Origin of the sequence: Pseudomonas sp. S3E17 (assembly GCF_024168685.1) — a bacterium.
GTDB lineage: Bacteria > Pseudomonadota > Gammaproteobacteria > Pseudomonadales > Pseudomonadaceae > Aquipseudomonas > Aquipseudomonas marginalis.
On the sequence record NZ_JALJWE010000001.1, the window covers coordinates 5,685,413 to 5,710,374 of the forward strand.

The 24,962-nt window shown below is 61.6% G+C and carries 20 protein-coding genes; 7 read left to right on the forward strand and 13 right to left on the reverse strand.

Annotation, left to right across the window (positions count from 1 at the left end; all coding sequences use genetic code 11):
- The first annotated feature begins 9 nt into the window (after positions 1 to 9).
- Positions 10 to 1,719, forward strand: coding sequence for a PTS fructose-like transporter subunit IIB (locus J3D60_RS25700; RefSeq protein ID WP_253493278.1), 1,710 nt, complete (start codon positions 10 to 12; stop codon positions 1,717 to 1,719).
- A gap of 44 nt (positions 1,720 to 1,763) precedes the next feature.
- On the forward strand, positions 1,764 to 3,305 hold the full coding sequence (locus tag J3D60_RS25705) for an alkaline phosphatase (RefSeq protein WP_253493279.1): 1,542 nt from the start codon (positions 1,764 to 1,766) through the stop codon (positions 3,303 to 3,305).
- A gap of 56 nt (positions 3,306 to 3,361) precedes the next feature.
- Here J3D60_RS25705 and J3D60_RS25710 read toward each other — a convergent pair whose 3' ends face one another.
- Positions 3,362 to 5,887: a sulfite reductase flavoprotein subunit alpha gene (locus J3D60_RS25710; protein ID WP_253493280.1), complete on the reverse strand. Its 2,526-nt coding sequence runs from the start codon at positions 5,885 to 5,887 to the stop codon at positions 3,362 to 3,364.
- 132 nt (positions 5,888 to 6,019) lie between these two features.
- Complete coding sequence (locus tag J3D60_RS25715; RefSeq protein ID WP_253493281.1) at positions 6,020 to 8,323, reverse strand: TonB-dependent siderophore receptor; 2,304 nt, start codon at positions 8,321 to 8,323, stop codon at positions 6,020 to 6,022.
- Between the two features lie 206 nt (positions 8,324 to 8,529).
- Here J3D60_RS25715 and J3D60_RS25720 point away from each other — a divergent pair, with 206 nt between their 5' ends.
- Together J3D60_RS25720 and J3D60_RS25725 are read left to right on the forward strand one after the other, a co-directional pair.
- Positions 8,530 to 9,210 carry a Fe2+-dependent dioxygenase gene (locus tag J3D60_RS25720; RefSeq protein ID WP_253493283.1) on the forward strand — a complete coding sequence of 227 codons (681 nt, stop codon included), beginning with the start codon at positions 8,530 to 8,532 and terminating at the stop codon, positions 9,208 to 9,210.
- Position 9,211: 1 nt separating this feature from the next.
- Positions 9,212 to 9,961, forward strand: a complete 750-nt coding sequence (locus tag J3D60_RS25725) for a tetratricopeptide repeat protein (protein ID WP_159932972.1) — start codon at positions 9,212 to 9,214, stop codon at positions 9,959 to 9,961.
- Between the two features lie 49 nt (positions 9,962 to 10,010).
- Here J3D60_RS25725 and J3D60_RS25730 read toward each other — a convergent pair whose 3' ends face one another.
- The 5 genes from J3D60_RS25730 to J3D60_RS25750 form a co-directional block, all read right to left on the reverse strand.
- A complete protein-coding gene (locus J3D60_RS25730) occupies positions 10,011 to 11,174 on the reverse strand; it encodes a type III PLP-dependent enzyme (protein WP_014716890.1) in 1,164 nt (387 codons plus the stop codon).
- A gap of 460 nt (positions 11,175 to 11,634) precedes the next feature.
- Positions 11,635 to 12,792, reverse strand: coding sequence for a betaine/proline/choline family ABC transporter ATP-binding protein (locus J3D60_RS25735; RefSeq protein ID WP_017138294.1), 1,158 nt, complete (start codon positions 12,790 to 12,792; stop codon positions 11,635 to 11,637).
- The gene (locus J3D60_RS25740) at positions 12,789 to 13,442 is read right to left on the reverse strand and encodes an ABC transporter permease (RefSeq protein ID WP_027604864.1); all 654 of its coding nucleotides are present in this window, start codon (positions 13,440 to 13,442) and stop codon (positions 12,789 to 12,791) included. The genes J3D60_RS25735 and J3D60_RS25740 overlap by 4 nt, the downstream gene beginning before the upstream one ends.
- 12 nt (positions 13,443 to 13,454) lie before the next feature.
- A complete protein-coding gene (locus J3D60_RS25745; RefSeq protein WP_253493285.1) occupies positions 13,455 to 14,348 on the reverse strand; it encodes a glycine betaine ABC transporter substrate-binding protein in 894 nt (297 codons plus the stop codon).
- A gap of 20 nt (positions 14,349 to 14,368) precedes the next feature.
- Positions 14,369 to 15,085, reverse strand: a complete 717-nt coding sequence (locus tag J3D60_RS25750; protein WP_027604862.1) for an ABC transporter permease — start codon at positions 15,083 to 15,085, stop codon at positions 14,369 to 14,371.
- Positions 15,086 to 15,416: 331 nt separating this feature from the next.
- Between J3D60_RS25750 and J3D60_RS25755 the strand changes: the two genes are divergently transcribed.
- The 3 genes from J3D60_RS25755 (at position 15,417) to J3D60_RS25765 (ending at position 17,798) form a co-directional block, all read left to right on the forward strand.
- The gene (locus J3D60_RS25755) at positions 15,417 to 17,000 is read left to right on the forward strand and encodes a peptide chain release factor 3 (protein ID WP_027604861.1); all 1,584 of its coding nucleotides are present in this window, start codon (positions 15,417 to 15,419) and stop codon (positions 16,998 to 17,000) included.
- A gap of 194 nt (positions 17,001 to 17,194) precedes the next feature.
- Positions 17,195 to 17,440, forward strand: a complete 246-nt coding sequence (locus J3D60_RS25760) for a hypothetical protein (RefSeq protein WP_141156740.1) — start codon at positions 17,195 to 17,197, stop codon at positions 17,438 to 17,440.
- Between the two features lie 97 nt (positions 17,441 to 17,537).
- On the forward strand, positions 17,538 to 17,798 hold the full coding sequence (locus J3D60_RS25765; protein WP_092488983.1) for a hypothetical protein: 261 nt from the start codon (positions 17,538 to 17,540) through the stop codon (positions 17,796 to 17,798).
- A gap of 112 nt (positions 17,799 to 17,910) precedes the next feature.
- On the opposite strand, the gene J3D60_RS25770 is transcribed toward J3D60_RS25765, so the two are convergent.
- The 6 genes from J3D60_RS25770 to J3D60_RS25795 all read right to left on the reverse strand — a co-directional run bounded on the left by J3D60_RS25770 (position 17,911) and on the right by J3D60_RS25795 (position 24,946).
- Entirely contained in the window at positions 17,911 to 18,882 is a 972-nt protein-coding gene (locus J3D60_RS25770) for a peptide ABC transporter ATP-binding protein (protein ID WP_016971590.1), read from the reverse strand.
- On the reverse strand, positions 18,882 to 19,850 hold the full coding sequence (locus J3D60_RS25775; RefSeq protein ID WP_065938502.1) for an ABC transporter ATP-binding protein: 969 nt from the start codon (positions 19,848 to 19,850) through the stop codon (positions 18,882 to 18,884). The genes J3D60_RS25770 and J3D60_RS25775 overlap by 1 nt, the downstream gene beginning before the upstream one ends.
- Positions 19,851 to 19,860: 10 nt before the next feature.
- Positions 19,861 to 20,772 carry an ABC transporter permease subunit gene (locus J3D60_RS25780; protein ID WP_027604858.1) on the reverse strand — a complete coding sequence of 304 codons (912 nt, stop codon included), beginning with the start codon at positions 20,770 to 20,772 and terminating at the stop codon, positions 19,861 to 19,863.
- Positions 20,773 to 20,782: 10 nt separating this feature from the next.
- Positions 20,783 to 21,793, reverse strand: coding sequence for an ABC transporter permease subunit (locus tag J3D60_RS25785; RefSeq protein ID WP_003215992.1), 1,011 nt, complete (start codon positions 21,791 to 21,793; stop codon positions 20,783 to 20,785).
- A gap of 76 nt (positions 21,794 to 21,869) precedes the next feature.
- Entirely contained in the window at positions 21,870 to 23,468 is a 1,599-nt protein-coding gene (locus J3D60_RS25790; protein WP_253493289.1) for an ABC transporter substrate-binding protein, read from the reverse strand.
- An 80-nt stretch (positions 23,469 to 23,548) separates the two neighbouring features.
- A complete protein-coding gene (locus J3D60_RS25795) occupies positions 23,549 to 24,946 on the reverse strand; it encodes an OprD family outer membrane porin (protein WP_253493291.1) in 1,398 nt (465 codons plus the stop codon).
- Positions 24,947 to 24,962 lie beyond the last annotated feature (16 nt).

A 24,962-nucleotide genomic window follows, 5' to 3' on the forward strand; every position in this document is an offset into this window, starting at 1 on the left:
GGGTTTGTCATGAAGTTAGCCATTGTTACCGCCTGCCCCAACGGTATGGTCACCAGTGTGCTGTGCGCCCGCTTGTTGGACGCTGCCGCGCAACGCCAGGGCTGGAGCACCAGCGTCGAGGTGGTGGATGTACAGCGCCCGGAGCGCCAGTTGTCCCAGGCCACCATCGACGACGCCGAATGGGTGTTGCTGGTCAGCAGCACGGCGGTGGATATGCAGCGGTTTGTCGGCAAGCGGGTGTTCCAGAGCACACCGGCCCAGGCGCTGGCGGACGTCGAGGCGGTGTTGCGCCGGGGCGCGCAGGAGGCCGAGGTCTACATTGCGACGGCACAGGCAGCTCAAAATGCGCCGCGTATCGTGGCCGTCACGGCCTGCCCCACCGGCGTGGCCCATACCTTCATGGCCGCTGAGGCCTTGCAACAGACCGCCAAGCGCCTGGGCTATGACCTGCAGGTCGAGACCCAGGGCTCGGTCGGTGCGCGTACGCCGTTGAGCCCCGAGGCCATCGCCAACGCCGATGTGGTACTGCTGGCGGCCGACATCGAAGTGGCCACCGAGCGTTTCGCCGGCAAGAAGATCTACCGTTGCGGCACCGGTATTGCGCTCAAGCAATCCGAGGCGACCCTTAACAAGGCCCTGGCCGAAGGCGCGGTGGAAAGCGCGGGCAGCGGTGCCGTGGCCAAGAAAGAAAAAACCGGCGTCTACAAACACCTGCTGACCGGTGTGTCGTTCATGTTGCCGATGGTGGTGGCGGGCGGTTTGCTGATCGCCTTGTCGTTCGTGTTCGGCATCCATGCGTTTGAGCAGGAAGGCACGTTGGCGGCGGCGCTGAAAACCGTCGGCGACCGCGCCTTTATGCTGATGGTGCCGCTGCTGGCGGGTTACATCGCTTACTCGATTGCCGACCGCCCGGGCATTGCCCCCGGCATGATCGGTGGCCTGTTGGCGGGCACTTTGGGAGCCGGTTTTATCGGCGGGATTTTCGCCGGGTTTCTCGCCGGTTATTGCGTCAAGCTGATCACCCGTGCGGTGAAGTTGCCGCAGAGCCTGGAAGCACTCAAGCCGATCCTGATCATCCCGTTGCTGGCGAGCCTGTTCACGGGCCTGGCGATGATCTACCTGGTGGGGCCACCGGTGGCGCGCATGCTCACGGGCCTGACCGATTTTCTCGCGACCATGGGCACCACCAATGCGGTGCTGCTGGGCATCCTGTTGGGCGGCATGATGTGTGTCGACCTGGGCGGGCCGATCAACAAGGCGGCGTATGCGTTTTCCGTCGGCTTGCTGGCGGCACAGAGCGGCGCACCGATGGCTGCGACCATGGCGGCCGGCATGGTGCCGCCAATCGGCATGGGCATCGCCACGTTCCTGGCGCGACGCAAGTTCGCCCAGACCGAACGCGAGGCCGGCAAGGCCGCGATGATCCTGGGCATGTGCTTTATCTCCGAAGGCGCGATCCCGTTTGCCGCCAAGGACCCGTTGCGAGTGATCCCGGCCAGCATCGCCGGTGGCGCGTTGACCGGGGCGCTATCGATGTACTTCGGCTGCAAACTGGCAGCGCCCCACGGCGGCCTGTTTGTGCTGGTGATCCCGAATGCGATGAACCACGCGCTGCTGTACCTGCTGGCAATCGTTGCCGGTAGCCTGCTGACCGGTTTGGTGTATGCGCTGATCAAGCGTCCGGAAGCGGTGGAGCTGGCTGTCGCACCGGTGTCATAAGCGCATGCTTTAGTGGCCCTTTTGATACTCAAGAGGGCACCTGCATGAGCCACTTCGATCTCGGCCGTCGCCGTGTGATGCAAGCCGTCGGCGCCGGCCTGTTACTACCGGGCCTGGCCCCGGCGGTGATCGCGTCGGTCAAGGACCGGCCGCAACTCACCGACGGCGTGCAGTCCGGCGACCTGCTCAGTGATCGCGCGATGATCTGGAGCCGCAGCGACCGCCCGGCGCGCATGGTGGTGGAGTGGGACACCCGCAGCGTGTTCAGCAACCCGCGCAAATTCGTCTCGCCCCTGGCCGATAACCGCACCGACTTTACCGCCCGCGTCGAACTCACCGGACTGCCCGCCGACCAGGCGATTTTCTACCGCGTGCACTTTGAAGACGCCCAGACCGGCGTCGCCAGCGAGCCGTGGTTCGGCCACCTGCGCAGCGTGCCGCAACAGCGCCGCGACATCCGTTTTGTGTGGAGCGGCGACACCGTCGGCCAAGGCTTTGGCATCAACCCGGACATCGGTGGCATGCGCATCTACGAAGCCATGCGCCTGCGCCTGCCGGACTTCTTTATCCACAGCGGCGACACCATCTACGCCGACGGCCCGGTGCCTGCGCAATTGCCCACCGAAGGCGGGCGCATCTGGCGCAATATCACCACCGAAGCCAAGAGCAAAGTCGCCGAAACCCTCGACGAATATCGCGGCAACTACCGCTACAACCTGCTGGATGAAAACGTGCGTCGCTTCAATGCCGAAGTGCCGCAGATCTGGCAGTGGGATGACCATGAAGTGGTGAATAACTGGTCGCCCGGCAAGCAACTCGACGAGCGCTACCAGACCAAGGACATCAACACCTTGGTGGGTCGTGCACGCCAGGCCTGGCTGGAGTATTCACCCATGCGCCGGCAAAGCGCGGACGGCGGCGGGCGGATTTATCGCAAGCTCAGTTATGGCCCGCTGCTGGATGTATTCGTGCTCGACATGCGCAGCTATCGCGGCCCCAACGATGACAACCTGGGCGGTGAAAAACCCTTCCTCGGCCGCGAGCAGTTGGACTGGCTCAAGCGCGAACTCAAGGCCTCCCAGGCCCAGTGGAAGGTGATCGCCGCCGACATGCCCATCGGTCTCGGCGTGCCCGACGGCGAAGTCAGCCCCGGCGTACCGCGCTGGGAAGCCATTGCCAACAATGACCCAGGCCCGGCGCAGGGCCGCGAGCTGGAAATCGCCGAATTACTCGGCTTTCTGCGCGCGCAGAAAGTGCGCAATCATGTGTGGCTGACGGCGGATGTGCATTACTGCGCGGCCCATCACTACCACCCGGATCGGGCGGCGTTCCAGGATTTCGAGCCGTTCTGGGAGTTTGTCGCCGGGCCTCTGAATGCGGGCAGCTTTGGCCCCAATCCACTGGATAAAACCTTTGGCCCTGAGGTGGTGTTCGAGAAGGCTCCGCTCGCGCAGAACACCTCGCCGTTTGCCGGGTTTCAGTTTTTTGGCGAAGTGCAGATTGACGGGCAGACAGCGGAGTTGACCGTGATTTTGCGCGACCTGGATGGGGTCTCGGTATTCGAACAGAAGCTGCAACCGGTCTGACCTGAAATGCAATCTAAATGTGGGAGGGGGCAAGCCCCCTCCCACATTGGATCACATCAGTAGACATCCCGGCGGTAGCGACCTTGTTCGATCAAACGCTCCACCGTCTCACTCCCGAGGATGTCGACCAGCGCCTGGTCCACGCCCGTCGCCATCCCCTGCAAGCTGCCGCACACATAAATCGCCGCGCCGTCCGCGAGCCATTTACGCAGGACATCGGCGGATTCACGCAGGCGGTCCTGCACGTAGATTTTCTCCTCCTGATCCCGGGAAAACGCCAGGTCCAGCAGGGCCAGGTCACCACTGGCCAGCCAGCCTTGCAGCTCGTCCCGGCACAGGTAGTCGTGGGCGAGGGTGCGTTCGCCGAACAGCAGCCAGTTGCGCTGCTGGCCATCGGCAATGCGCGCCTTGAGCAAGCTGCGCAAACCGGCCAGGCCGGTGCCGTTACCCAGCAGGATCAATGGCACCGGCGCCTCCGGCAGGTGGAAGCCACTGTTACGGCGCAAGCGCAGGCTGATCGCCGAACCAATGGCCGCATGTTCGGTGAGCCAGCCCGAGCCCACACCCAGGCTGCCATCGGGGTGGCGTTCCTGGCGCACGATCAATTCCAGCACGCCGTCGCTGGTAATCGAGGCGATGGAGTATTCGCGCATGCCCAGGGGCGCGAGCGCGTTCACCAGCGCTTGAGCGTGCAGGCCCACCAGATGCGCCCGGTTGTCCGGCAGTTGGCGGGTCGCAAGGGCCTGGTTGAGGGTGTGTGGCAGGCCGTCGATCAGCACGCCGTCAGTGCCGATCAGCCCCAGGCCTTCGAGGAAATGCTCGATGGCCCACGGGCAATTGCGCGGCAGGATTTCCACCAGGTCGCCGGCCAGCCAGTTTTGTTTCGATGGCGATGTGAGGCCCAGCAGGTAGACGTCCGAGCTGGCGCTGCCGGGGTTGAGCAGGGTGCGCTGGCTCAGCGTCCAGTTTTCATACTGGGCGGTCGGCCAGGCGGCGGCGGGTGCCTGGCCCGTCAGTTGTCCAAGCTGTTGTTGCCAGTGCAGCAGGGCGGCACTGTCGCCGCTGTCCACTTCCACCGGGGCGAACAGTGGGTTACCGCCCTGGTGGGTCAGCCAGAAATGCAGGCGCCGGGCAAAGCCACAGAAGTGTTGGTACTGGCGATCACCCAGGGCCAGTACCGAGTAGTTCAGGCCTTTGAGTGACAGATCCTGGCCGAGCACGCTGCGCTCGAAACCGCGGGCGCTGTCGGGGGCTTCGCCGTCGCCGAAGGTGCTGACTACGAACAGCGCATTTTCCGACTGGCGCAAGTCGTCCTGGCTGACACTGCCCAGAGGCTGCACCTTCACCGGCAGGCCGGCCGCCTGCAATTGTCCGGCGGTCTGCCAGGCCAGTTGCTCGGCAAACCCGCTCTGGCTGGCAAAACCGATCAGCCAGGCCGGGGCATCACTGTGGTTGGCACTGAGGCCTTTGCGTGCGTCGAGTACCTGGCGTTTTTTGCGCCGACGGTCCAGGTACAGCAGCCAGCCGGTGATGAAGAACAGCGGCATGAGCAGCGAGCTGACAGTGAGGATAATGCGCCCCGCCAGGCCGAAATAACTGCCGGTGTGCAGCGCGTAGATGCTGGTGAGTAACTGCGACTTGAAGGTTTTGCCGGCGTACGTGTCATGGGATTTGACCTCGCCGGTGGCCGGGTCCAGGTTGATCTGGTTCAGTGCGCGGTCGTGGGGGGAGTCTTTGAGCAGGTAATAGACGATGGCGGGTTGCCCGGCGACGGCTGGCATGCGGATGTTATAGGCACTCAAGCCTGGGCCGGCGTTGCTGTAGATGCTGCTCCAGATCGCGTCGTAGTTGGCCACCGGTGCCGGGCCTGCGGGCGGTGGGCCGCGCTTGCGCATTCGTTCATTCTGCGGCGCGTCGGACAGCAGTTTGGTCAGGCCCTGGCTGTACCAGTCGTAGGACCAGGACAGGCCGGTCAGTGCCGCCAGCAGGTAGGCCAGCAGGCACCAGGTGCCGAACACCGAATGCAAATCCCAGTTGAAGCTGCGGCCCTTTTTGCGCCAGTCCAGCGTCAGCCAGGCACGCCAGTTGGCGACCTGGCGCGGCCAGCGCAGGTAGAGGCCGGACAGGCAGAAGAACACCAGGATCAGCGTGCAGGCGCCGGTGATCTGCCGGCCGGTTTCGCCCATGGCCAGGAAGCGGTGCAGTTGCAGGATAAAGCCGAGTACATCCTGGCCGACCGCGTCGCCCATGTAGTCGCCGGTGTAGGGGTCGAAATAGCGCATCTGGCCACGGCGCTCACCCGACGGCGGGGTGAAGAACACGCGGGCGGCGTTGCCGCTTTCGCTTTCCACCCACAGCATGGACACGGCCTTGCCTTCGGTGGCTTCCAGCTTGTGCACCAGCTCGGCGGGCGGCAGCACGCCGGCTTCGCGTTTCTCCACGCTCAACACACTTGGGTTGAGCGCCCGCAGGATCTCATCCTGAAACGAGACCGCAGCCCCGGTGATCCCCATCAAGGCCAGCACCAGCCCGGCAGTGATGCCGAAGAACCAGTGCAACTGGAACAGGGTTTTCTTCAACACGTCGGACCGCCTCGTCTATCTGAATATGTAGGGCACGGCGCGCATTATGCCGTGGGTTGTCGAGAAACATTCTGTTTGACACGCAAAAGCCCCACGCATCCGATGCGTGGGGCTTTGTGGGCTGCTGACCGTTTAGAAGTGGAAACTCGTGGACAGCAGCGCCGTGCGGCCCGCCGCCTGGTTGGCGAAGTGCGAGGCGTAGGCTTTGTCGTAATAGGTCTTGTCTGTCAGGTTTTGCACGTTCAATTGCAGGTCGACGTTTTTGCTCAGCTTATAGCTGGCCATGGCGTCGTAGCGGGTGTAGGAGGGCACATACACGGTGTTGGCCGCATCGCCGTAAACCTGATCGACGTAGAACGCGCCACCGCCGATGGTCAGCTTCGGGGTCAGGTTATAGGTGGTCCACAGGCTGAACGAGTTCTCCGGCGTGTTGGGCATTTGGTTGCCTTTGTTGGAACCGGCCTGGACGACGCCCTGGCGGTTGCCGTTTTTGCCTGGGTCAACCAGTTCGGCTTTCAGGTAGCTGTAGCCGGCGAAGACTTGCCATTGTTCGGTGATCTTGCCGCTGGCGGACAGTTCCAGGCCATCGACCCGCGACTCGCCTGCCGTTTCGTAGGTGTTGGAGTCCACCAGGATGCGGGTGTTTTTCTTCTCGGTACGGAACACTGCGGCAGACAGGGACAGGCGGTTGTGGAGCAGGTCCCACTTGGTGCCCAGCTCGTAGTTGACGGTTTCTTCGGGCTTGAGGTCGCTGGTGTTGATGCCGGTAGGAATCGCATTGTTGTCGACCCCTTCGCCCACCAGTCCACCTGCCGGTGAGGCCGAGGTCGCGTAGGAGGTGTAGATGCTGCCGTTCTCCAAAGGCTTCCAGACCAGGCCCGCCTGCCAGTTGAAGAACTGGCTGTCGTCCTTGACCTTGCTGCGTGCCCTGACCGTCGAGGTCGGTACGGCGTTGGTGTTGGCTTCGGTGTCGAAGGTGTCGTAGCGCAGGCCGACGTTCAGCAGCCATTTCGGATCGAGTTCGATGGTGTCGAACACATAGGCGGCACGGCTGGTGGCCTTGGTGTTGGTGCCGTTGTAATTGCGCGCGATGCTGCCGGTCCAGGCGTCGTCCGGATTCGGGTTGCTCAGCGAGGTGCACTGTCCACCCCGGCCGCCGCCGGCCACGGTGCACGTCGGGTTGCTGTTCGGTGTGACGGTGTAACCGCTGACGCGGGTTTCTTCGCCGGTGAATTCCAGGCCGGTGGAGTAGCTGTGCTTGAAGCCAAGCGCCTGGAAATTGCCGAACAGATCTGTCTGGTTGGTGGTGGTCGTGGTGGTGGAGACGCGAGTGTTCGCGCGACGCCACACGGTGCCGAAACGGTTGACGTTGCGTTGGCTATCGTCCGGCTGCGTGAGCACGTAGTCCTGACCGGTGCTGCCATGGCGCAGGGTGTTTTTCAGCGTCATGTCGTCGTTCAGGTCGTGCTCGATGGAGAACGTGCTGATGTCCGCGCGGGTCTTGCGGAAGTCGCGGTCCTTGAGACCGTAGAAGTTATTGCTGTCGCCGCCGTCGGTGGGTTTGTCGTGCGCGTGAGTGGTGGCGGTCGAAGAGCTGTAGCCATACGGAATGCCTGAATCCGGCAGGTCATTGCTTTCCATATGGTAGTAGCTGAGGTTGACGCGGGTCGGCGTGCCCAGGCCGAAGGTCAGCGATGGGGCCACGCCCCAGCGGTCGTAATTGACTGCGTCACGGCCAGCCACGTTCTGTTCGTGGCTCATCAGGTTCAGGCGGAACGCGGCGCTGTCGTCGAGGAACTGACGGTTCACGTCGAGTACATAACGACGAGTCTGGTCGGAACCGTAAGTGAAGCCGCCGTTGGTGAAGTCCCGGGCTTGCGGGGTCTTGCTCACCAGGTTGAGGCTGCCACCGGCCGAGCCACGACCGCCGAAGGAGGAGTTCGGGCCTTTGCTGACTTCGATGGACTCGATGTCGAAAATCTCACGGCTCTGGCCGCCGGTGTCGCGCACGCCGTCCAGGTAGGTGTCGCCCTGGGCGTCGAAACCACGGATGAATGGACGGTCGCCCTGTGGGTTGCCGCCTTCGCCGGCGCCGAAGGTAATCCCCGGTACGGTGCGCAGGGCATCCTGCAACGAGGTGGCGGCGGTGTCCTTGAGGACTTGTTGTGGCACCACGGTCACCGAGCGCGGCGTGTCCACCAGCGGCGCGGTGTATTTTTGCGACGAGGCTTTTTCGACCTGGTACGCGGTGTTGTCCTGTTCTTCGCCGGTGATGCTGGTGGCGCCGAGGGCGATGCTGTTGCGCTGGCCTTTTTGTTCAGTGTCTTCGGCCGCCTGTGCCAGATGGGCGACAGAGCTGGCGCTGAGCGCAACGCCGATGGCCGAAGCCAGCATACGGGGTGAGCCAACAGGTGTTTTTGTGGTGGTGCGCGACATGACGTGTCCTTTCCCCAAGGAGGTGAGGCCGCGGAATATAGGGCGAACAAGACTTTCTATCAATTGCGATACATTACTATTCGCACTGAATTTACATTCTTTACACTTTTACCTTACGGTTTTTACGTTCTCGTTCGTCTCCGGCGTTTTACAGGGCGGATAAGAATCAATACCATTGGCGCCTCTTTGCCTACAGGTATTGCCCCATGCTGCTGCACATTCCCGGCCTGTTCTCTCGCGAGGAAGTGCAGCGCATCCGCCACGCCCTGGAAACCGCCGATTGGGCCGATGGCAAAATCACCGCCGGGCACCAGTCCGCCAAAGCCAAGCACAACCTGCAATTGCCCGAAGGCCACCCGCTGGCCAAGGAGATCGGCGCGGCGATGCTCGAACGGTTGTGGAAAAATCCTATGTTTATGTCAGCGGCGTTACCGCACAAGGTCTTCCCGCCGCTGCTCAATTGCTACACGGCCGGTGGCAGCTTCGACTTCCATATCGACAATGCCGTGCGCCAGGCCAGGGGCAGCCATGAACGGGTGCGCACGGACCTGTCGTCCACGCTGTTCTTCAGCGATCCGGATGACTATGACGGCGGCGAACTGGAGATCCAGGACACTTTCGGCCTGCAGCGCGTGAAGTTGCCGGCCGGCGATATGGTGCTGTACCCAGGCTCCAGCCTGCACAAAGTCAACGCCGTGACCCAAGGTGCGCGCTATGCCGCGTTTTTCTGGACCCAAAGCCTGGTGCGTGAAGACAGCCAGCGCACCCTGCTGTTCGAGATGGACGGCGCCATCCAGCAATTGAGCCGTGATGTGCCCGACCACCCTGGGCTGATCCAGCTCACCGGCACCTATCACAACCTGTTGCGTCGCTGGGTCGAGGTCTGACATGGGCTTTTTATTGCGCCGCGAAGAAGTGCTCAACGTTGAGCAATTGCAGGGCATGCTCGACGACTCGCCGGTGCGTGCGGCCCAGGCGATTCTGATCGCGGCCAAGGAGGGCGTGGTGGATGCCCAGGCCTTGCTCGGGCAAATCCTGTTGGAAGGCCGCGGTATTGCGCGCGACGAAGCGCTGGCGCTGCGGTGGTTCCAGATTGCGGCGCAGGGCGGGCATTTAATGGCGCGCAATATGGCCGGGCGTTGCCTGGAGCATGGTTGGGGGTGTGCCATCGACGAAGCGGCGGCTGCGCGGGAATACCGCTTGGCGGCAGACGCGGGATTGGATTGGGGCCAGTACAACTATGCCAATCTGCTGGCGACGGGCCGGGGTGTTGCCGAGAACCCGCAGCACGCGCTGGCTTTGTATCGGCAAGCCGCAGAACAGGGGCATGCCAAGTCGATGAACCTGCTGGGGCGCTACCTGGAAGACGCTCAGGTTTGCCCGAGGGACCTGGAGGCGGCTGTGGAGTGGTATCGACGCTCAGCCGAGGCCGGGGATTTTCGCGGGCAGTTCAGTTACGCGGCGGTGTTGGCCGACAGGGGCCAGGTCGAGGCGGCGCTGGAGTGGTTGCGCAAGGCGCTGGCGGGCGGAAATCTCAAGTTCCTGCGAACAGCCCACAAGGCCTTGGCGGCGGCGAGTGATCCGCGGGTTCGAGCGCTGGCCGAGGCCTTCCGCCAACGGGCCGTGAGCCTTGCCTGAGGCATAAAAAAACCCATGACATGTCATGGGTTTTTTGTGCGCGGGCGTCTTACACGTAGAACGACTTCAACGGCGGAAAGCCATTGAACTCAACCGCGCTGTAGCTGGTGGTGTAGGCACCGGTCGACAGCCAGTACAAACGATCACCGATCGCCAGGTTCAGCGGCAGGCCGTACTTGTAGTTTTCGTACATGATGTCGGCGCTGTCGCAGGTCGGGCCGGCGATGACCACTTCTTCCATCTCGCCTTTCTTCTCGGTCCAGATCGGGAACTTGATGGCTTCGTCCATGGTTTCGATCAGGCCGGAGAACTTGCCCACATCCGTGTACACCCAACGCTCGACGGCGGTACGGGATTTACGTGCAACCAATACCACTTCACTGACCAGGATGCCGGCGTTGGCGATCAGCGAACGGCCTGGCTCGAGGATGATTTCCGGCAGGTCATCGCCGAAGTCTTCCTTGAGGAAGCGGATGATTTCTTCGGCGTAGGTTTCCAGGCTGTTGGTGCGGGTGATGTAGTTGGCCGGGAAGCCGCCGCCCATGTTGATCAGCTTGAGGTGGATGCCGTCTTCTTCCTTCAGGCGTTCGAAGATCACCTTGACCTTGGCGATTGCCGCGTCCCACACGCTGATGTCGCGTTGCTGCGAGCCAACGTGGAACGAAATGCCGTAGGGCACCAGGCCCAGGTCACGAGCGAGGATCAGCAGGTCCATGGCCATGTCGGTCTGGCAGCCGAATTTGCGCGACAGAGGCCAGTCGGCCGTGGTCGAGCCTTCGGTGAGGATACGTACATACACTTTCGAACCCGGCGCGGCCTTGGCGATGTTGCGCAGGTCGGCTTCGGAGTCGGTGGAGAACAGGCGCACGCCCTTCTCGTAGAAGTAGCGGATGTCCTTGGATTTCTTGATGGTGTTGCCGTAGCTGATACGGTCGGCGCTGACGCCGCGGTCCATGACCTTGTCCAGCTCGTAGATCGAGGCGATGTCGAAGCTCGAGCCCTTGTCTTTCAGCAGGTCGATGATCTCGACGGCCGGGTTGGCCTTGACCGCGTAATACACCTTGGCGAATTCGAAACCGGCGCGCAGGTCATCGTAGGCCTGGCTGATCATCGCGGTGTCGATCACCACGAACGGGGTTTCCTGTTTGTCGGCGAACGCCTTCATTTTGTCAAAAGTGGCGCGCGCGAAATAATCTTCGACGTTGATCGACATGCTGGGAACTCCTAAGGGCAAACTAAATTGATCAATGGGTGCAAATGAACGTCCTCCGTATCCCCACTTTGGTTCGCCTACTTCCCAAGGCATGTCGCCGAAAGCAAAAAGGCCATGGGAATAGTCGCTTCCCTTGGCCTTGCTGTCTCGTCGTCAGTACTTGAGCCGGATGGATCGTTTCCAGCATGGACGTTCGGCGCGAACTTTAGGACGTGAGGGGCCATAGATCAACTAAAAATGTCGCGTTTTTGCACGCGTTCGTCGCGGGACCGCGCGCAGCTACTTATGTAACCGACACGTGTGACGGAATGATGTTCCCCGCTGAGTGGTAATCGAGGCGATTTCCCTGACTCACCGAAGGGGAAATGTGGGAGGGGGCTTGCTCCCGATAGCGGTGGATCAGTGACAGATGAAGTGACTGACACACCGCCATCGGGAGCAAGCCCCCTCCCACATAAGATCAGGCCAGGGCGGTCTCGGCGGGGGAGACAATACTGGTCTTGCCCCCACGGGACTTACCGGAACTCAGGTACTCGGCAATCGACTCCTGGGTCACTTCACCCAGGAACACCCGTTCCGCATCCATCACCGGCAACCACGAGCGGTTGAACTCGTACATGCGCGACAACAGGATGCGCAAATGCTCGTCATACGCCGCCGTGGCGTTGAACTCGCGCAGGTACTGGCCGCAGGTACCGGTCTGACGGTGCAGGTCGCGACGGCGTACATAGCCGAGCGCCTTGTTCTCGGCGCACGTGACTACCACATAGCGGCGGTCAGTTTCGTCCATCAGCTCCAGGGCATCGGCCACCGGGGTTTCCGGGCTCACCGACGGGGCGTTGTCCGCCGCGTCTTCAGCCTTCACCAGCAACAGGCGTTTGAGGGTGCTGTCCTGGCCCACGAAGTTGCTGACGAACTCGTCGGCCGGATGGGCCAGCAGGGTGTCCGGATGATCGATCTGCAGCAGCTTGCCGGCGCGGAAGATGGCGATCTTGTCACCCAGCTTGATGGCTTCGTCGATATCGTGGCTGACCATGATCACGGTCTTGTTCAGCGCCCGTTGCATCTCGAAGAACTCGTTCTGGATCATCTCGCGGTTGATCGGGTCGACCGCGCCGAACGGCTCATCCATCAGCAGCAACGGGGCATCGGCCGCCAGTGCGCGAATCACGCCGATGCGCTGTTGCTGGCCGCCCGACAGTTCACGCGGGTAGCGATGCAGGTACTGCTTGGGTTCCAGCTTGATCATGCTCATCAACTCGCGGGCGCGGTCGTGGCATTTCTGCTTGTCCCAGCCCAGCAGCTTGGGCACGACCACGATGTTTTCCTCGATGGTCATGTTCGGGAACAGGCCGATCTGCTGGATCACGTAGCCGATGTTGCGACGCAGGGTCACTTCATCGAGGTCGGTGGTGTCTTCGCCGTTGATCAGGATCTTGCCCGAGGTCGGCTTGATCAGGCGGTTGATCATTTTCAGCGTGGTGCTCTTGCCGCAGCCCGAAGGGCCGAGGAATACGCAAATCTCGCCTTCATTGACGGTCAGGCTTACGTCGTTCACGGCCGAAACAGTTTTGCCGTTGCTTTGAAAAGTCTTGGTCAGGTTTTGAAGTTCGATCATTTGAGCAGTCCTTTTGGAGTCAGCGAGCGTTGCAGCCATTGCAGAAGCAGGTCGGCGAAGATGGCCAGGAGACTGACCAGCACGGCGCCGACGATCAGCATCGACATGTCGCTGCGGCTGATGGAAGCCAGAATAAGTACACCCAGGCCACCGGCGCCGATGGTGGCGGCGATGGTCATGACGCCAATGTTCATCACCACGGCGGTACGCACGCCGGCGAGGATCACCGGCACGGCGATGGGCAGTTCGACCATGCGCAGGCGCTGGCCGAAGGTCATGCCGATGCCTTTGGCTGCTTCGCGGATGCCCGGTTCGACGCCGGTGAGGGCCAGGTAGGTGTTACGCATGATCGGCAGCAGGGAGTAGAGGAACACGGCGGTGATCGCCGGCATCGGCCCCAGGCCCTGGCCGAATTTGGAGTAGAACGGCAGCAGCAGGCCGAACAGGGCGATGGACGGCACGGTCAGCAGCACCGTGGCGCTGGCTTGCAACGGGCCGGCGAGGGTCGGGAAGCGGGTCATCAGCACGCCGAGGGGTACGCCGACGACAATCGCCAGGATCACCGCGATACCGACCAGGGTGATGTGCTGCCAGGTCAGGTGCAGGACCTGGGCCCAATCAAGATGGGAAAAGGCGTTCAGGAATTCCATGTCTTCTCCTTCTTAGTTGATCGGATGTTGGCGCAGGAAATCGGCGGCAACAGCGGATGGGCTTTCATGGTCGACGTCGACCCGCGCGTTCAACTCGCGCATGGTCTTGTCGTCGAACAGCGCGGCCAGAGGCGCAAGGTCTGCGGCCAGCTGCGGGTGTGCGTCGAGGTAAACCTGGCGCACCACGGGGGCGGCGGTGTAGTCCGGGAAATAGTGCTTGTCGTCGGCCAGCAGCTTCAATTTGAACGCGTTGAGGCGACCGTCGGTGGTGTAGACCAGGCCGGCAAACACCTGGCCGTTACGCAGGGCGGTGTAGACCAGGCCCGCGTCCATCTGCCGGGTGTTTTTGCGCGTCAGGTTCATGTCATACAGCTTGACCATGCCGGCCAGGCCGTCGGAGCGGTTGGCGAACTCGGTGTCCAGGGCCACCAGGCGGTGTTCCTTGGTGTCTTCCGCCATGGCGTTGGTGAGGTCGCTGATGCTGTTGATCTCTGGATGCTCCTCGGCCACTTTCTCGGGCAGTGCCAGGGCGTAGGTGTTGCTGAAGCGCGACGGCGACAGCCAGACCAGGCCTTTTTTCGCGTCGAGCTCTTTCACTCGGGCGTAGGACTGTTCGCTGTCGAGCTTCTCATCCACATGGTTGTAGGCCACGAGCGACACGCCGGTGTATTCCCAGATCAGGTCCAGTTGCCCGCTTTCCTGGGCACTGCGCGCCAGGTTGCTGCCCAGGCCGCCGGTCACGCGGGTGTCGTAGCCCTTGGTGCGCAGGTACTGAGAGGTGATTTCGGCCAGCAGGGTCTGTTCGGTGAACACCCGCGCGCCAATGCGGATCACGGGTTTTTCGGCAGCTTGCGCAAAACCTGCAAACAGCAGGACGCAGCTCAGTATCAAGGTGATTTTTTTCATGTGTATTCCTTTGCCAAGCCTTAAGACGGACGCAACCCGCGTTCCAGCCAGAGGCGGCTGGCCATGGTTACCAGGCCGTCGAGCAGCAACGCCAGCAACGCGGTGCACGCGGCGCCGAGCAGCAGTTGCGGCTGGTTGTTCAGGGCGATGCCGGGGAAAATCAGGCTGCCCAGGCTATTGGCACCAATCAGGAACGCCAGCGGCGCGGTACCGACGTTGATCGCCAGGGCCACGCGCACACCGCCGATGATGATCGGCACGGCGTTCGGCAATTCGACGCGAAACAGCACCTGGCGCGGGGTCATACCGATGCCGGTGGCGGCTTCTTTCAGCGAGCCTTGAACGTTTTTGAGGCCTTCGTAGGTGTTGCGCACGATGGGCAACAAGGAGGCGAGGAACAACGCGAAGATGGCCGGGCCACTGCCGATGCCGAGGACGCCGAGGGCGATGGCCAGTACGGCCAGGGGCGGGACGGTGTTGCCGATGTTGAAGATCTGCATGAAGCGTTCTGCGCGCCCGACCATGTTCGGTCGGCTGAGCAGGATACCGGCGGGGATGCCCACAACGAGGGCGGCCAGCATGGAGACTAGAACCAGGATCAAATGAGCTTGCAGGTAAAACAACAAATCGTCGCGGTACAGTTCGATCGTGTTGATGCCGATCCAGTGGACCAGCAGGGCCAGGAGAGCGACGACAACCACTCCTCCTATCAGCCCTTTGCCATAGCGAATAGCCACAGGCGGACTCCTTTTTTCTTTTGTCGGCGACCACATTCCCGAGCGGCAATGCCATTCCTGGCTGTCGGCGAATAGGGTCGCGAAAAGCAGCTCGCCAATACCGGCAATGCGGTATCAAATCGAGCCATGAGCGCAGCCTCGTCAGGCTAACTTGCTGATTTTTCAGCCCCTGTTACGAGTGCGGTAGCAGGGGAGTGGACGTCTCTACCTTTTAAAAGGTTCCATACTTGGCAGCATTTAGCCACCCCCAATGGGGTGAACGGTGGTCCGGCCCCTGCGGTTTGCGCTATACTCGCCGCCCTTTTTTGACTCACCTGCCAGGCGATTTCCCATGACCCACCAGGCCGCCGAAGTCGCGAAACGCCGCACTTTCGCCATTATTTCCCACCCCGATGCCGGTAAAACCACCATCACCGAGAAGCTCCTGCTGATGGGCAAGGCGATCGCAGTGGCCGGCACGGTGAAATCGCGCAAATCCGACCGCCATGCCACCTCCGACTGGATGGAAATGGAAAAACAACGGGGTATTTCCATTACCACGTCGGTCATGCAGTTCCCGTATCGCGACCACATGGTCAACCTGCTCGACACCCCGGGCCACGAAGACTTCTCCGAAGACACCTACCGCACCCTGACCGCGGTGGACTCGGCACTGATGGTCCTCGACGGCGGTAAGGGCGTCGAGCCGCGTACCATCGCGCTGATGGACGTATGCCGGCTGCGTGATACGCCGATTGTCAGCTTCATCAACAAACTCGACCGTGATATCCGCGACCCGATCGAATTGCTGGATGAAATCGAAGCCGTCCTGAAGATCAAGGCTGCGCCGATCACCTGGCCGATCGGTTGCTACCGCGACTTCAAGGGCGTGTACCACCTGGCCGACGACTACATCATTGTCTATACCGCCGGCCATGGTCATGAGCGCACCGATGTGAAAATCATCGAGAAGCTCGACTCCGACGAAGCCCGCGCCCACCTGGGTGACGAGTACGACCGCTTTGTCGACCAGTTGGAACTGGTGCAGGGCGCCTGCCATGAGTTCAATCAGCAGGAATTCCTCGACGGCCAACTGACCCCGGTGTTCTTCGGCACCGCCCTGGGCAACTTCGGCGTCGACCACGTGCTCGACGCCGTTGTGAACTGGGCACCGAAGCCCCTGGCCCGTGTCGCCAACGAGCGCACCGTAGAACCGGTGGAAGAGAAATTCACCGGTTTCGTGTTCAAGATCCAGGCGAACATGGACCCCAAGCACCGCGACCGTATTGCCTTCATGCGCATCTGCTCGGGCAAGTACGAAAAAGGCATGAAGATGCGCCACGTGCGCACCGGCAAGGACGTGCGCATCGGCGACGCCCTGACGTTCTTCTCCTCCGAGCGTGAACAGCTCGAAGAGGCCTACGCCGGCGACATCATAGGCCTGCATAACCACGGCACCATCCAGATCGGCGACACCTTCACCGAAGGTGAAACGCTGGGCTTCACCGGTATCCCGCACTTCGCCCCGGAACTGTTCCGCCGCGTGCGCCTGCGCGACCCGCTGAAATCCAAGCAACTGCGCCAAGGCCTGCAGCAACTGGCGGAAGAGGGCGCTACCCAGGTGTTCTTCCCTGAGCGCAGCAACGACATCATCCTCGGCGCCGTGGGTGTGCTGCAGTTCGATGTGGTCGCCAGCCGCTTGAAAGAGGAATACAAGGTCGAATGCTCCTACGAGCCGATCACCGTGTACTCCGCGCGCTGGATTGAATGCGCCGATAAGAAGAAGCTGGAAGAGTTCTCCAACAAGGCCGTGGAAAACCTCGCGCTCGACGGCGGTGGTCACCTGACCTACCTGGCCCCGACCCGGGTCAACCTGGCGCTGATGGAAGAGCGCTGGCCTGATGTGAAATTCCGCGCGACCCGCGAGCACCACTAAGGTCTGAGCGCCGCAAAACAAAATGTGGGAGGGGGCTTGCCCCCGATAGCAGTGTGTCAGCCAATATATTCGGGGCAGACAGTACGCTATCGGGAGCAAGCCCCCTCCCACATTTTTTTCTCCTCCAGGCATGGGATTGGCGAGAATCCGGCATCGGGTCTAGCGTTTAACCACCGACTGCAAAGGAGATCACCGTGCGAAATGCTCAACGCGCCATCCCTCTGGTGTTGCTGGCCGTCCTGGGGCTGACGTCCCTTCCGGCACTGGCGGGCGCAGGAGCGCCGCAGTGGAAGGACACGGGGCCGGTCACCAAGAAAAAGCAGAACGAGGTCAACTCCGGCAGTTGGCAACCCCAGGCCCAGCCTGCGCCCAAGGAGGATGCAGAAAACCCTTATAACGAAGGGGAAGACAGCGAAACCTATGACGATGGTGACACCTGACGCGCGAGTGGCATAAAACCAGGATCGGAACTAGCTTAATTCACAGCGACGGTCGAACGCCGGCGCGAGTGATTCACTGACTGGACGGAAATTGACCATGAGTATTTTTCAACGTTTAGTGATGTTGCTAAAAGTGCTGGTGATGTTATCGCTGGGGATCTCCTCTGCATGGGCCAATACCGCAGTGCAGAGCCAGGTCCCAGGGTTTGTGGCGGCGAAAACGGCGCAGGCGGGTGGTTTACAACTGGCCAAGAGCGAGTCGGAGCCCGGTGATGAGGACCAGGGCGGCTCCAAGGATGACGATGACCAACAGGCCCCTGCGGACGATGATGACACTGAGGGTGATAGCGATACCTGAGTCGAGCTGAAAAAAAGCCCCACCTACCGGACTGATGCGCAATCCGACGGGTGGGGCGGTAGAACTCATGTCATGCCCTGGACTGAACCTCCAGGGCATTTTTATTGCTGGGTCAGGCCACAAACTGCTCCGCGTAGTGGCACGCCACCTGGCGGTTATCCAAGGCGCGCAGTTGCGGCTCCTCGCTGCTGCAACGTGCCGTCGCATACGGGCAGCGCTTGTGGAACGCGCAGCCCGGCGGCGGGTTCAGTGGGTTGGGCAACTCGCCCACGATTTTGATCTTCGGTTTGTTCGGATCCGGATGAATGGTCGGGGTGGCCGATAGGAGCGCCTGGGTGTACGGATGCAGGGGGCGTGCGTAGATGTCTTCCTTGGGGCCCACTTCCACCGGGCGACCGAGGTACATCACCATCACATCGTCGGCGACGTGCTGCACCACCGCCAGGTTGTGGGAGATGAACACGTAGGCGGTGTTGAATTCCTGCTGCAGGTCCATGAACAGGTTGAGCACCTGGGCCTGGATCGACACGTCCAGCGCCGAGGTCGGTTCATCCGCCACCAGCACTTTCGGTTGCAGCATCATCGCGCGGGCCAGGGCGATCCGCTGGCGCTGGCCACCGGAGAACATGTGCGGGTAGCGCTGGTAATGCTCAGGGCGCAGGCCCACTTGCTTCATCATCGCCTGCACTTTCTCGCGGCGTTCGGCGGCGGACAGGTTGGTGTTGATCAGCAGCGGCTCGCCCAGTTGATCACCGACCTTCTGGCGTGGGTTCAACGAGGCATACGGGCTCTGGAACACCATCTGCACGTCTTTGCGCAATTGCTTGCGCTGGGCCTTGTCGGCACCGGCGACTTCCTGGCCGGCGATTTTCAGCGAGCCGGACGATGGTTCTTCAATCAGCGTCAGCGCACGGGCCAGGGTGGATTTGCCGCAACCTGACTCGCCTACAACCGCGAGGGTCTTGCCGGCTTCCAGTTCGAAGGACACACCGTTGAGGGCGCGCACGGTGGCGTGGCCCTTGAACAGGCCACGGGACACTTCGTAATGACGGGTCAGGTCGCGGGCAGTAAGAACGACGGCCATTACGCCACCTCCTGGTTCAAGGGGTAGAAGCAGCGCGCAAGGCTGTTGCTTTTCGGATCAAGGCCGGGCCGCTGGGCACGGCAGCTTTCCTGCACATACGGGCAGCGTGGCGACAGCAGGCAACCCTGCGGGCGGTCATAGCGGCCGGGCACGATACCCGGCAGCGTGGCCAGGCGCGTGGCGCCGAGGCTGTGTTCGGGGATCGCCTTGAGCAGCGCTTCGCTGTACGGGTGCGCCGGGATGTCGAACAACTGCGGCACCTGGCCGACTTCCACGGCTTGGCCGGCGTACATCACGCACACGCGCTGGGCGGTTTCAGCCACCACTGCCAGGTCGTGGGTGATCAGCACCAGGCCCATGTTCTGCTCTTTTTGCAGGGCCAGGAGCAGGTCCATGATCTGCGCTTGAATGGTGACGTCCAATGCCGTGGTCGGTTCGTCGGCGATCAGCAGTTTCGGCTCGCCGGCAATCGCCATGGCGATGGCCACACGCTGGCTCATACCGCCGGACAACTGGTGCGGGTAGGCGTCCATACGGCTGGCGGCGCCCGGGATCTCGACTTTTTCCAACAACTCGATGGCGCGCTTGCGGGCTTGCTTGCCGGACATTTTCAGGTGCAGGCGCAGCACTTCTTCGATCTGGAAACCCACGGTGTAGCTGGGGTTCAGCGCGGTCATCGGGTCCTGGAACACCATCGCCAGGTCTTTGCCGACGATCTGGCGGCGCTGGCGGTTGCTCAGCTTGAGCATGTCCTTGCCGTCGAAGTTCAGGGCGTCGGCGGTGACGATGCCGGGGTGCTCGATCAGGCCCATCAGCGCCATCATGGTCACGGATTTACCCGAGCCCGACTCGCCAACAATGGCCAGGACTTCGCCCTTGTCGACGGCAATGTCGAGGCCATCGACCACCGGCACGGCGGTCTTGTCGCCGAAGCGGACGTTGAGATTCTTGATTTCTAACAGTGACATGGGAATCTCCTCAGGCGGCGTTCTTGAGTTTTGGGTCCAGCGCATCGCGCAGGCCGTCACCCATCAAGTTGATTGCCAGCACGCTGAGCAAAATGGTCAGGCCGGGCAGGCTCACCACCCACCAGGCGCGTTCGATGTAGTCACGGGCCGAAGCCAGCATGGTGCCCCACTCCGGGGTTGGCGGTTGTACGCCAAGGCCAAGGAAGCCCAGGGCCGCGGCATCGAGGATCGCCGAGGAGAAACTCAGGGTCGCCTGCACGATCAGCGGTGCCATGCAGTTGGGCAGCACGGTGATGAACATCAGGCGCGGCAGGCCGGCGCCGGCGAGGCGGGCGGCAGTCACGTAGTCACGGTTCAGCTCGCCCATCACCGCAGCGCGGGTCAGACGTACGTAGGACGGCAGCGACACGATGGCGATAGCGATCACGGTGTTGATCAGGCCAGGGCCGAGGATCGCGACAATGGCAACCGCCAGCAGCAGCGAGGGCAGGGCCAGCATGATGTCCATCAGGCGCATGATGGTCGGGCCGAGCAGGCGCGGGAAGAAACCGGCGAAAAGACCCAGCAGGATGCCCGGGATCAGCGACATCACCACCGACGACAAGCCGATCAGCAAGGACAGGCGCGAGCCCTGGATCAGGCGCGAGAGCAGGTCGCGGCCCAGTTCGTCGGTGCCGAGCAGGAACTGGATCTGCCCGCCTTCCAGCCACGACGGCGGGGTCAGCAGGAAGTCGCGGTATTGCTCGCTCGGGTTATGCGGCGCCACCCAGGGGGCGAAGATCGCGCAGAACACGATCAGCAACATGAACAGCAGGCCGGCAACCGCGCCCTTGTTCTTGGAGAAGGCTTGCCAGAATTCTTTGTACGGCGACGGGTACAGCAGGCTTTGATCGACTGCTGACACTTGAGTAGGTGTGGTCATGGTCATGATCTCAGCGCTGGTGACGGATGCGTGGGTTGGCGAAGCCGTAGAGGATGTCCACCACGAAGTTCACCAGGATCACCAGACAGGCGATCAGCAGGATGCCGTTTTGCACCACCGGGTAGTCCCGCGCGCCGATGGCTTCGATCAGCCATTTGCCGATGCCGGGCCACGAGAAGATGGTTTCGGTCAGCACCGCACCGGCCAGCAGGGTGCCGACTTGCAGGCCGACCACGGTGAGTACCGGGATCAGCGCGTTACGCAGGCCGTGCACGAACACCACGCGCGCCGGCGACAGGCCCTTGGCCTTGGCGGTGCGGATGTAGTCTTCGCGCAGCACTTCGAGCATGGATGAACGGGTCATCCGTGCGATCACTGCCAACGGGATGGTGCCGAGCACGATGGCCGGCAGGATCAGGTGGTGCAGCGCATCCCAGAACGCGTCCGGCTCGTCGGCCAGCAGGGTGTCGATCAGCATGAAGCCGGTGCGCGGCTCGATGTCGTAGAGCAGGTCGATGCGCCCGGACACCGGGGTCCAGCCCAGGCTCACGGAGAAGAACATGATCAGGATCAGGCCCCACCAGAAGATCGGCATCGAATAGCCCGCCAGGGAGATGCCCATCACCCCGTGGTCGAACAGGGATCCTCGCTTGAGTGCCGCGATCACCCCGGCCAACAGGCCCAGGATGCCGGCGAACAACAGGGCGGCCATGGACAGTTCCAGGGTCGCCGGGAAGAGGGCGGTGAACTCGGTCCACACGCTGGTGCGGGTACGCAGGGATTCGCCAAGGTCGCCGTGGGCGAGCTTGCCGACGTAGTCCAGGTATTGCGCGTACAGCGGCTTGTTAAGGCCGAGGCGTTCCATTGCCTGTGCGTGCATCTCGGGGTCGACGCGCCGCTCGCCCATCATGACTTCGACAGGGTCGCCAGGGATCATGCGTATCAACGCAAACGTGAGCAACGTGATGCCGAAAAACGTGGGGATCAATAACCCCAGTCGGCGGGCAATAAAACTAAACATCTTGTGGTGTACCTCAATCAGCCGGTTAGGCAGGTTCGGCACCGTCCTGGTGGGCGGTGCCGAGCGTTTCTCTTATTTACTTCACCTGGGTGGTGGCGAAGTTATTGTTCGTCAGAGGGCTTTGGGTATAACCCTCGACGTTTTTACGCATGGCGGTGAACATTTTCGGGTACGCCATGGGAATCCACGGTTGGTCCTTGTCGAAAACCTCCAGGGCTTGTTGATAGAGTGCGGCCCGCTGCTGGGGTTCAGCGTCGGCGCGGGCCTTATCGATCAAGTCCTGAAACTCTTTGTTACACCAGCGGGCGTAGTTTTCGCCGTTTTTCGCTGCATCGCAACTCAGGTTCGGCGTAAGGAAGTTATCCGGATCGCCGTTGTCACCGGCCCAGCCGGCGGAAACCATGTCGTGCTCGCCGGCTTTGGCGCGCTTGAGCATTTCGCCCCACTCCATGACCTTGATGTTCACCTTCAGGCCGATCTGCGCCAGATCCGCCTGCATGCGCTGGGCGCCGAGCATCGGGTTGGGGTTGGTCGGGCCGCCGCCGTTACGGGTGAACAGGGTGAACTCGGTGCCTTCCGGTACACCGGCTTCCTTGAGCAGGGCACGAGCCTTGTCCAGGTCGCGTTCAGGGTTTTTCAGCTTGTCGTTGAAGCCCAGCAGGGTCGGCGGATACGGCCCGGTGGCATCCACGGCGTTGCCTTTGCCATACAGGGATTCGTTGTAGCCTTTCTTGTCGAACGCGATGTTGATCGCGTGACGCACCCGCGCGTCGCTCATGTATTTGTGGGTGGTGTTCAGGGCGGTGTATGCGGTGGTCATCGCCGCCAGTTCGGCGACCTTGAGGTTCGGGTCGGCCTTCATGCTCGGCACGTCATCGGGCTTGGGATACAGCGCGATCTGGCACTCGTTGGCCTTGAGCTTTTGCAGGCGGACGTTGTTGTCGACAGTAATCGCCAGGATCAACGGATCGGCTGGCGGCTTGCCACGAAAATACTCCGGGTTGGCCTTGAAGCGCACCTGGGCATCTTTCTGGTAGCGGGTGAAGATGAACGGACCGGTGCCGATCGGCTTGGCATTGAGGTCATCGGTCTTGCCGGACTTGAGCAACTGGTCGGCGTATTCGGCGGAGTGGATAGAGGAGAACGCCATGGCCAGGTCGGCCAGGAACGGTGCTTCAGGGCGGGTCAGGGTGAAGACCACGGTGTGGTCGTCGGTCTTCTCTACGCTTTTGAGCAGTTCCTTGAAGCCCATGCTTTCGAAGTACGGGTAGCCCACGTTGGATTTTTTATGCCACGGGTGATTCGGGTCCAGCTGGCGCTGGAAACTCCAAAGCACATCGTCGGCATTCAGGTTGCGCGTGGGTTTGAAGTAGTCGGTGGTGTGGAACTTGATGTCATCACGCAGGTGGAACGTGTAGGTCAGGCCATCGGCGCTGATCTCGGGCAGGTCCTTGGCCAGCGCTGGAACCACTTCGGTAGTACCGGGCTTGAAGTCCACCAGGCGGTTGAACATGGTTTCTGCGGCTGCGTCGGCGGTGACGGCGGTGGTGTACAGGACCGGGTCAAAACCCTCCGGGCTGGCTTCGGTGCAGACCACCAGGGGTTTGGCCGATACGCCGATAGCCACGCTTAACAGCGCAGCGGCAACGGCAGCTTGTAGCGGGAGCATTTTCATTCAGAGCCCTCTGCAATCGATGGGACCAGACAAGCGTAGACGGCAGGCTCGTCCTGAGCCTGCCGTCTACCTGGTGCTAGTTAAAGAATGTTGAACGGGATGGTGGTGACCAGGCGGAACTCTTTGATGCTGCCGTCGGACTGGAACTCGCTGCCGCGGTGCTCAACGTAGGTTGCTCGCACAGTGGTGGCCTTGAGCGCGCCGCTCTGGATCGCATAAGAGGCGCCTACACCGTATTCCTGGTGTTTTTCGCCGTCTTGTTTCTGGATGCCGTCGTAGGCGAACTTGGCGCGGCCATTGTTGCCGGTGTAGTGGGTACCGTCGATGTCCCAGCCGCGGGCCGAGTAGGCGTTGAACTTCAAGCCTGGCACACCGTATTCGGCCATGTTGATGGCGTAGGCGATCTGGAAAGACTTCTCGTTCGGGCCGTTGAAGTCCGAGGTCAGGGAGTTGGCCAGGTAGATGCCGTTGGTTTCGTGCAGGTAGTCGAAGTACTCGTTGCCGTTCACTTGCTGGTACGCGAAGGTCAGGCTGTGTGCCTGGTGAGCCAGGCCCAGGGACAGGGAGTAGGTATCGTTGTCGATTTCCCCCATCTCTTTTTTGCCTTCATCGACAGTTTTGTAGTAGTTGAAACCGGTGGTCAGCGCCAGTTGCTGGGCGTCGCCCAACTCGTGGGTTGCGCCGAAGTAGTACTGGTTCCAGAAGTCTTTTACGTTGGCGGCGAAGAAGCTGGTTTTCAGGCTTTTCAACGGCTGGTAGTTCACGCCCAGGGTCGATACCTTGTCGGTTTCCTGGGTGCCGTTGCCGTATTCGCTACGGAATTTCGACAGGCTTTGTTCGGTACGTGGCGAAACGCGATCGAAGATACCGCCCTGGAACGACAGGTTGCTGAACTCTTCGCTATTGAAGCTCACACCTTCGAAGCTCGATGGCAAGGCACGGTTGCCGATGGTGTCGACGATGCCGCTGCTGAAGTTCTGGCGACCTGCGGTCAAAGTGGTGTTGGACACGCGGAACTGCACGTTGGCCAGGCCCAGTTTGCTCCATTGATCCACTGCATCACCGTCGGAATCGGCCAGGGTGCGGTTGGAACCGCCTTTGATATCACGCTTGCTGCGGTCCAGGACCAGGGCGTTGTACACCGCCAATTCGGTCTTGACGCCTACAGTGCCCTGGGTGAAGCCCGAGCTGGCGTTGATGATGGTGCCCTGTACCCAGTTGGTGCGGTTACGGTCGGTACGGGTTACGCCGTGTTTCTCGTATTCGAAGGTGCCGCCACGGTATTTGCTTTCATGGGAGTACCAGTTACGGGTGGTGCCACCCAGGCTGAAATCTTCGACAAAACCTTTGGCCTCGCTTTGGGCGCTGGTCCCGGCCAGGGTGGTTGGAACAAAATCCTGGCTTGCGGATTCAGCATAGGCGGTGGCCGTGATGCTGCTGATGGCCAAGGCCAGAAGCGCTTTGCTGCTCAGTTTCATGGGTTGAAGCTCCTTT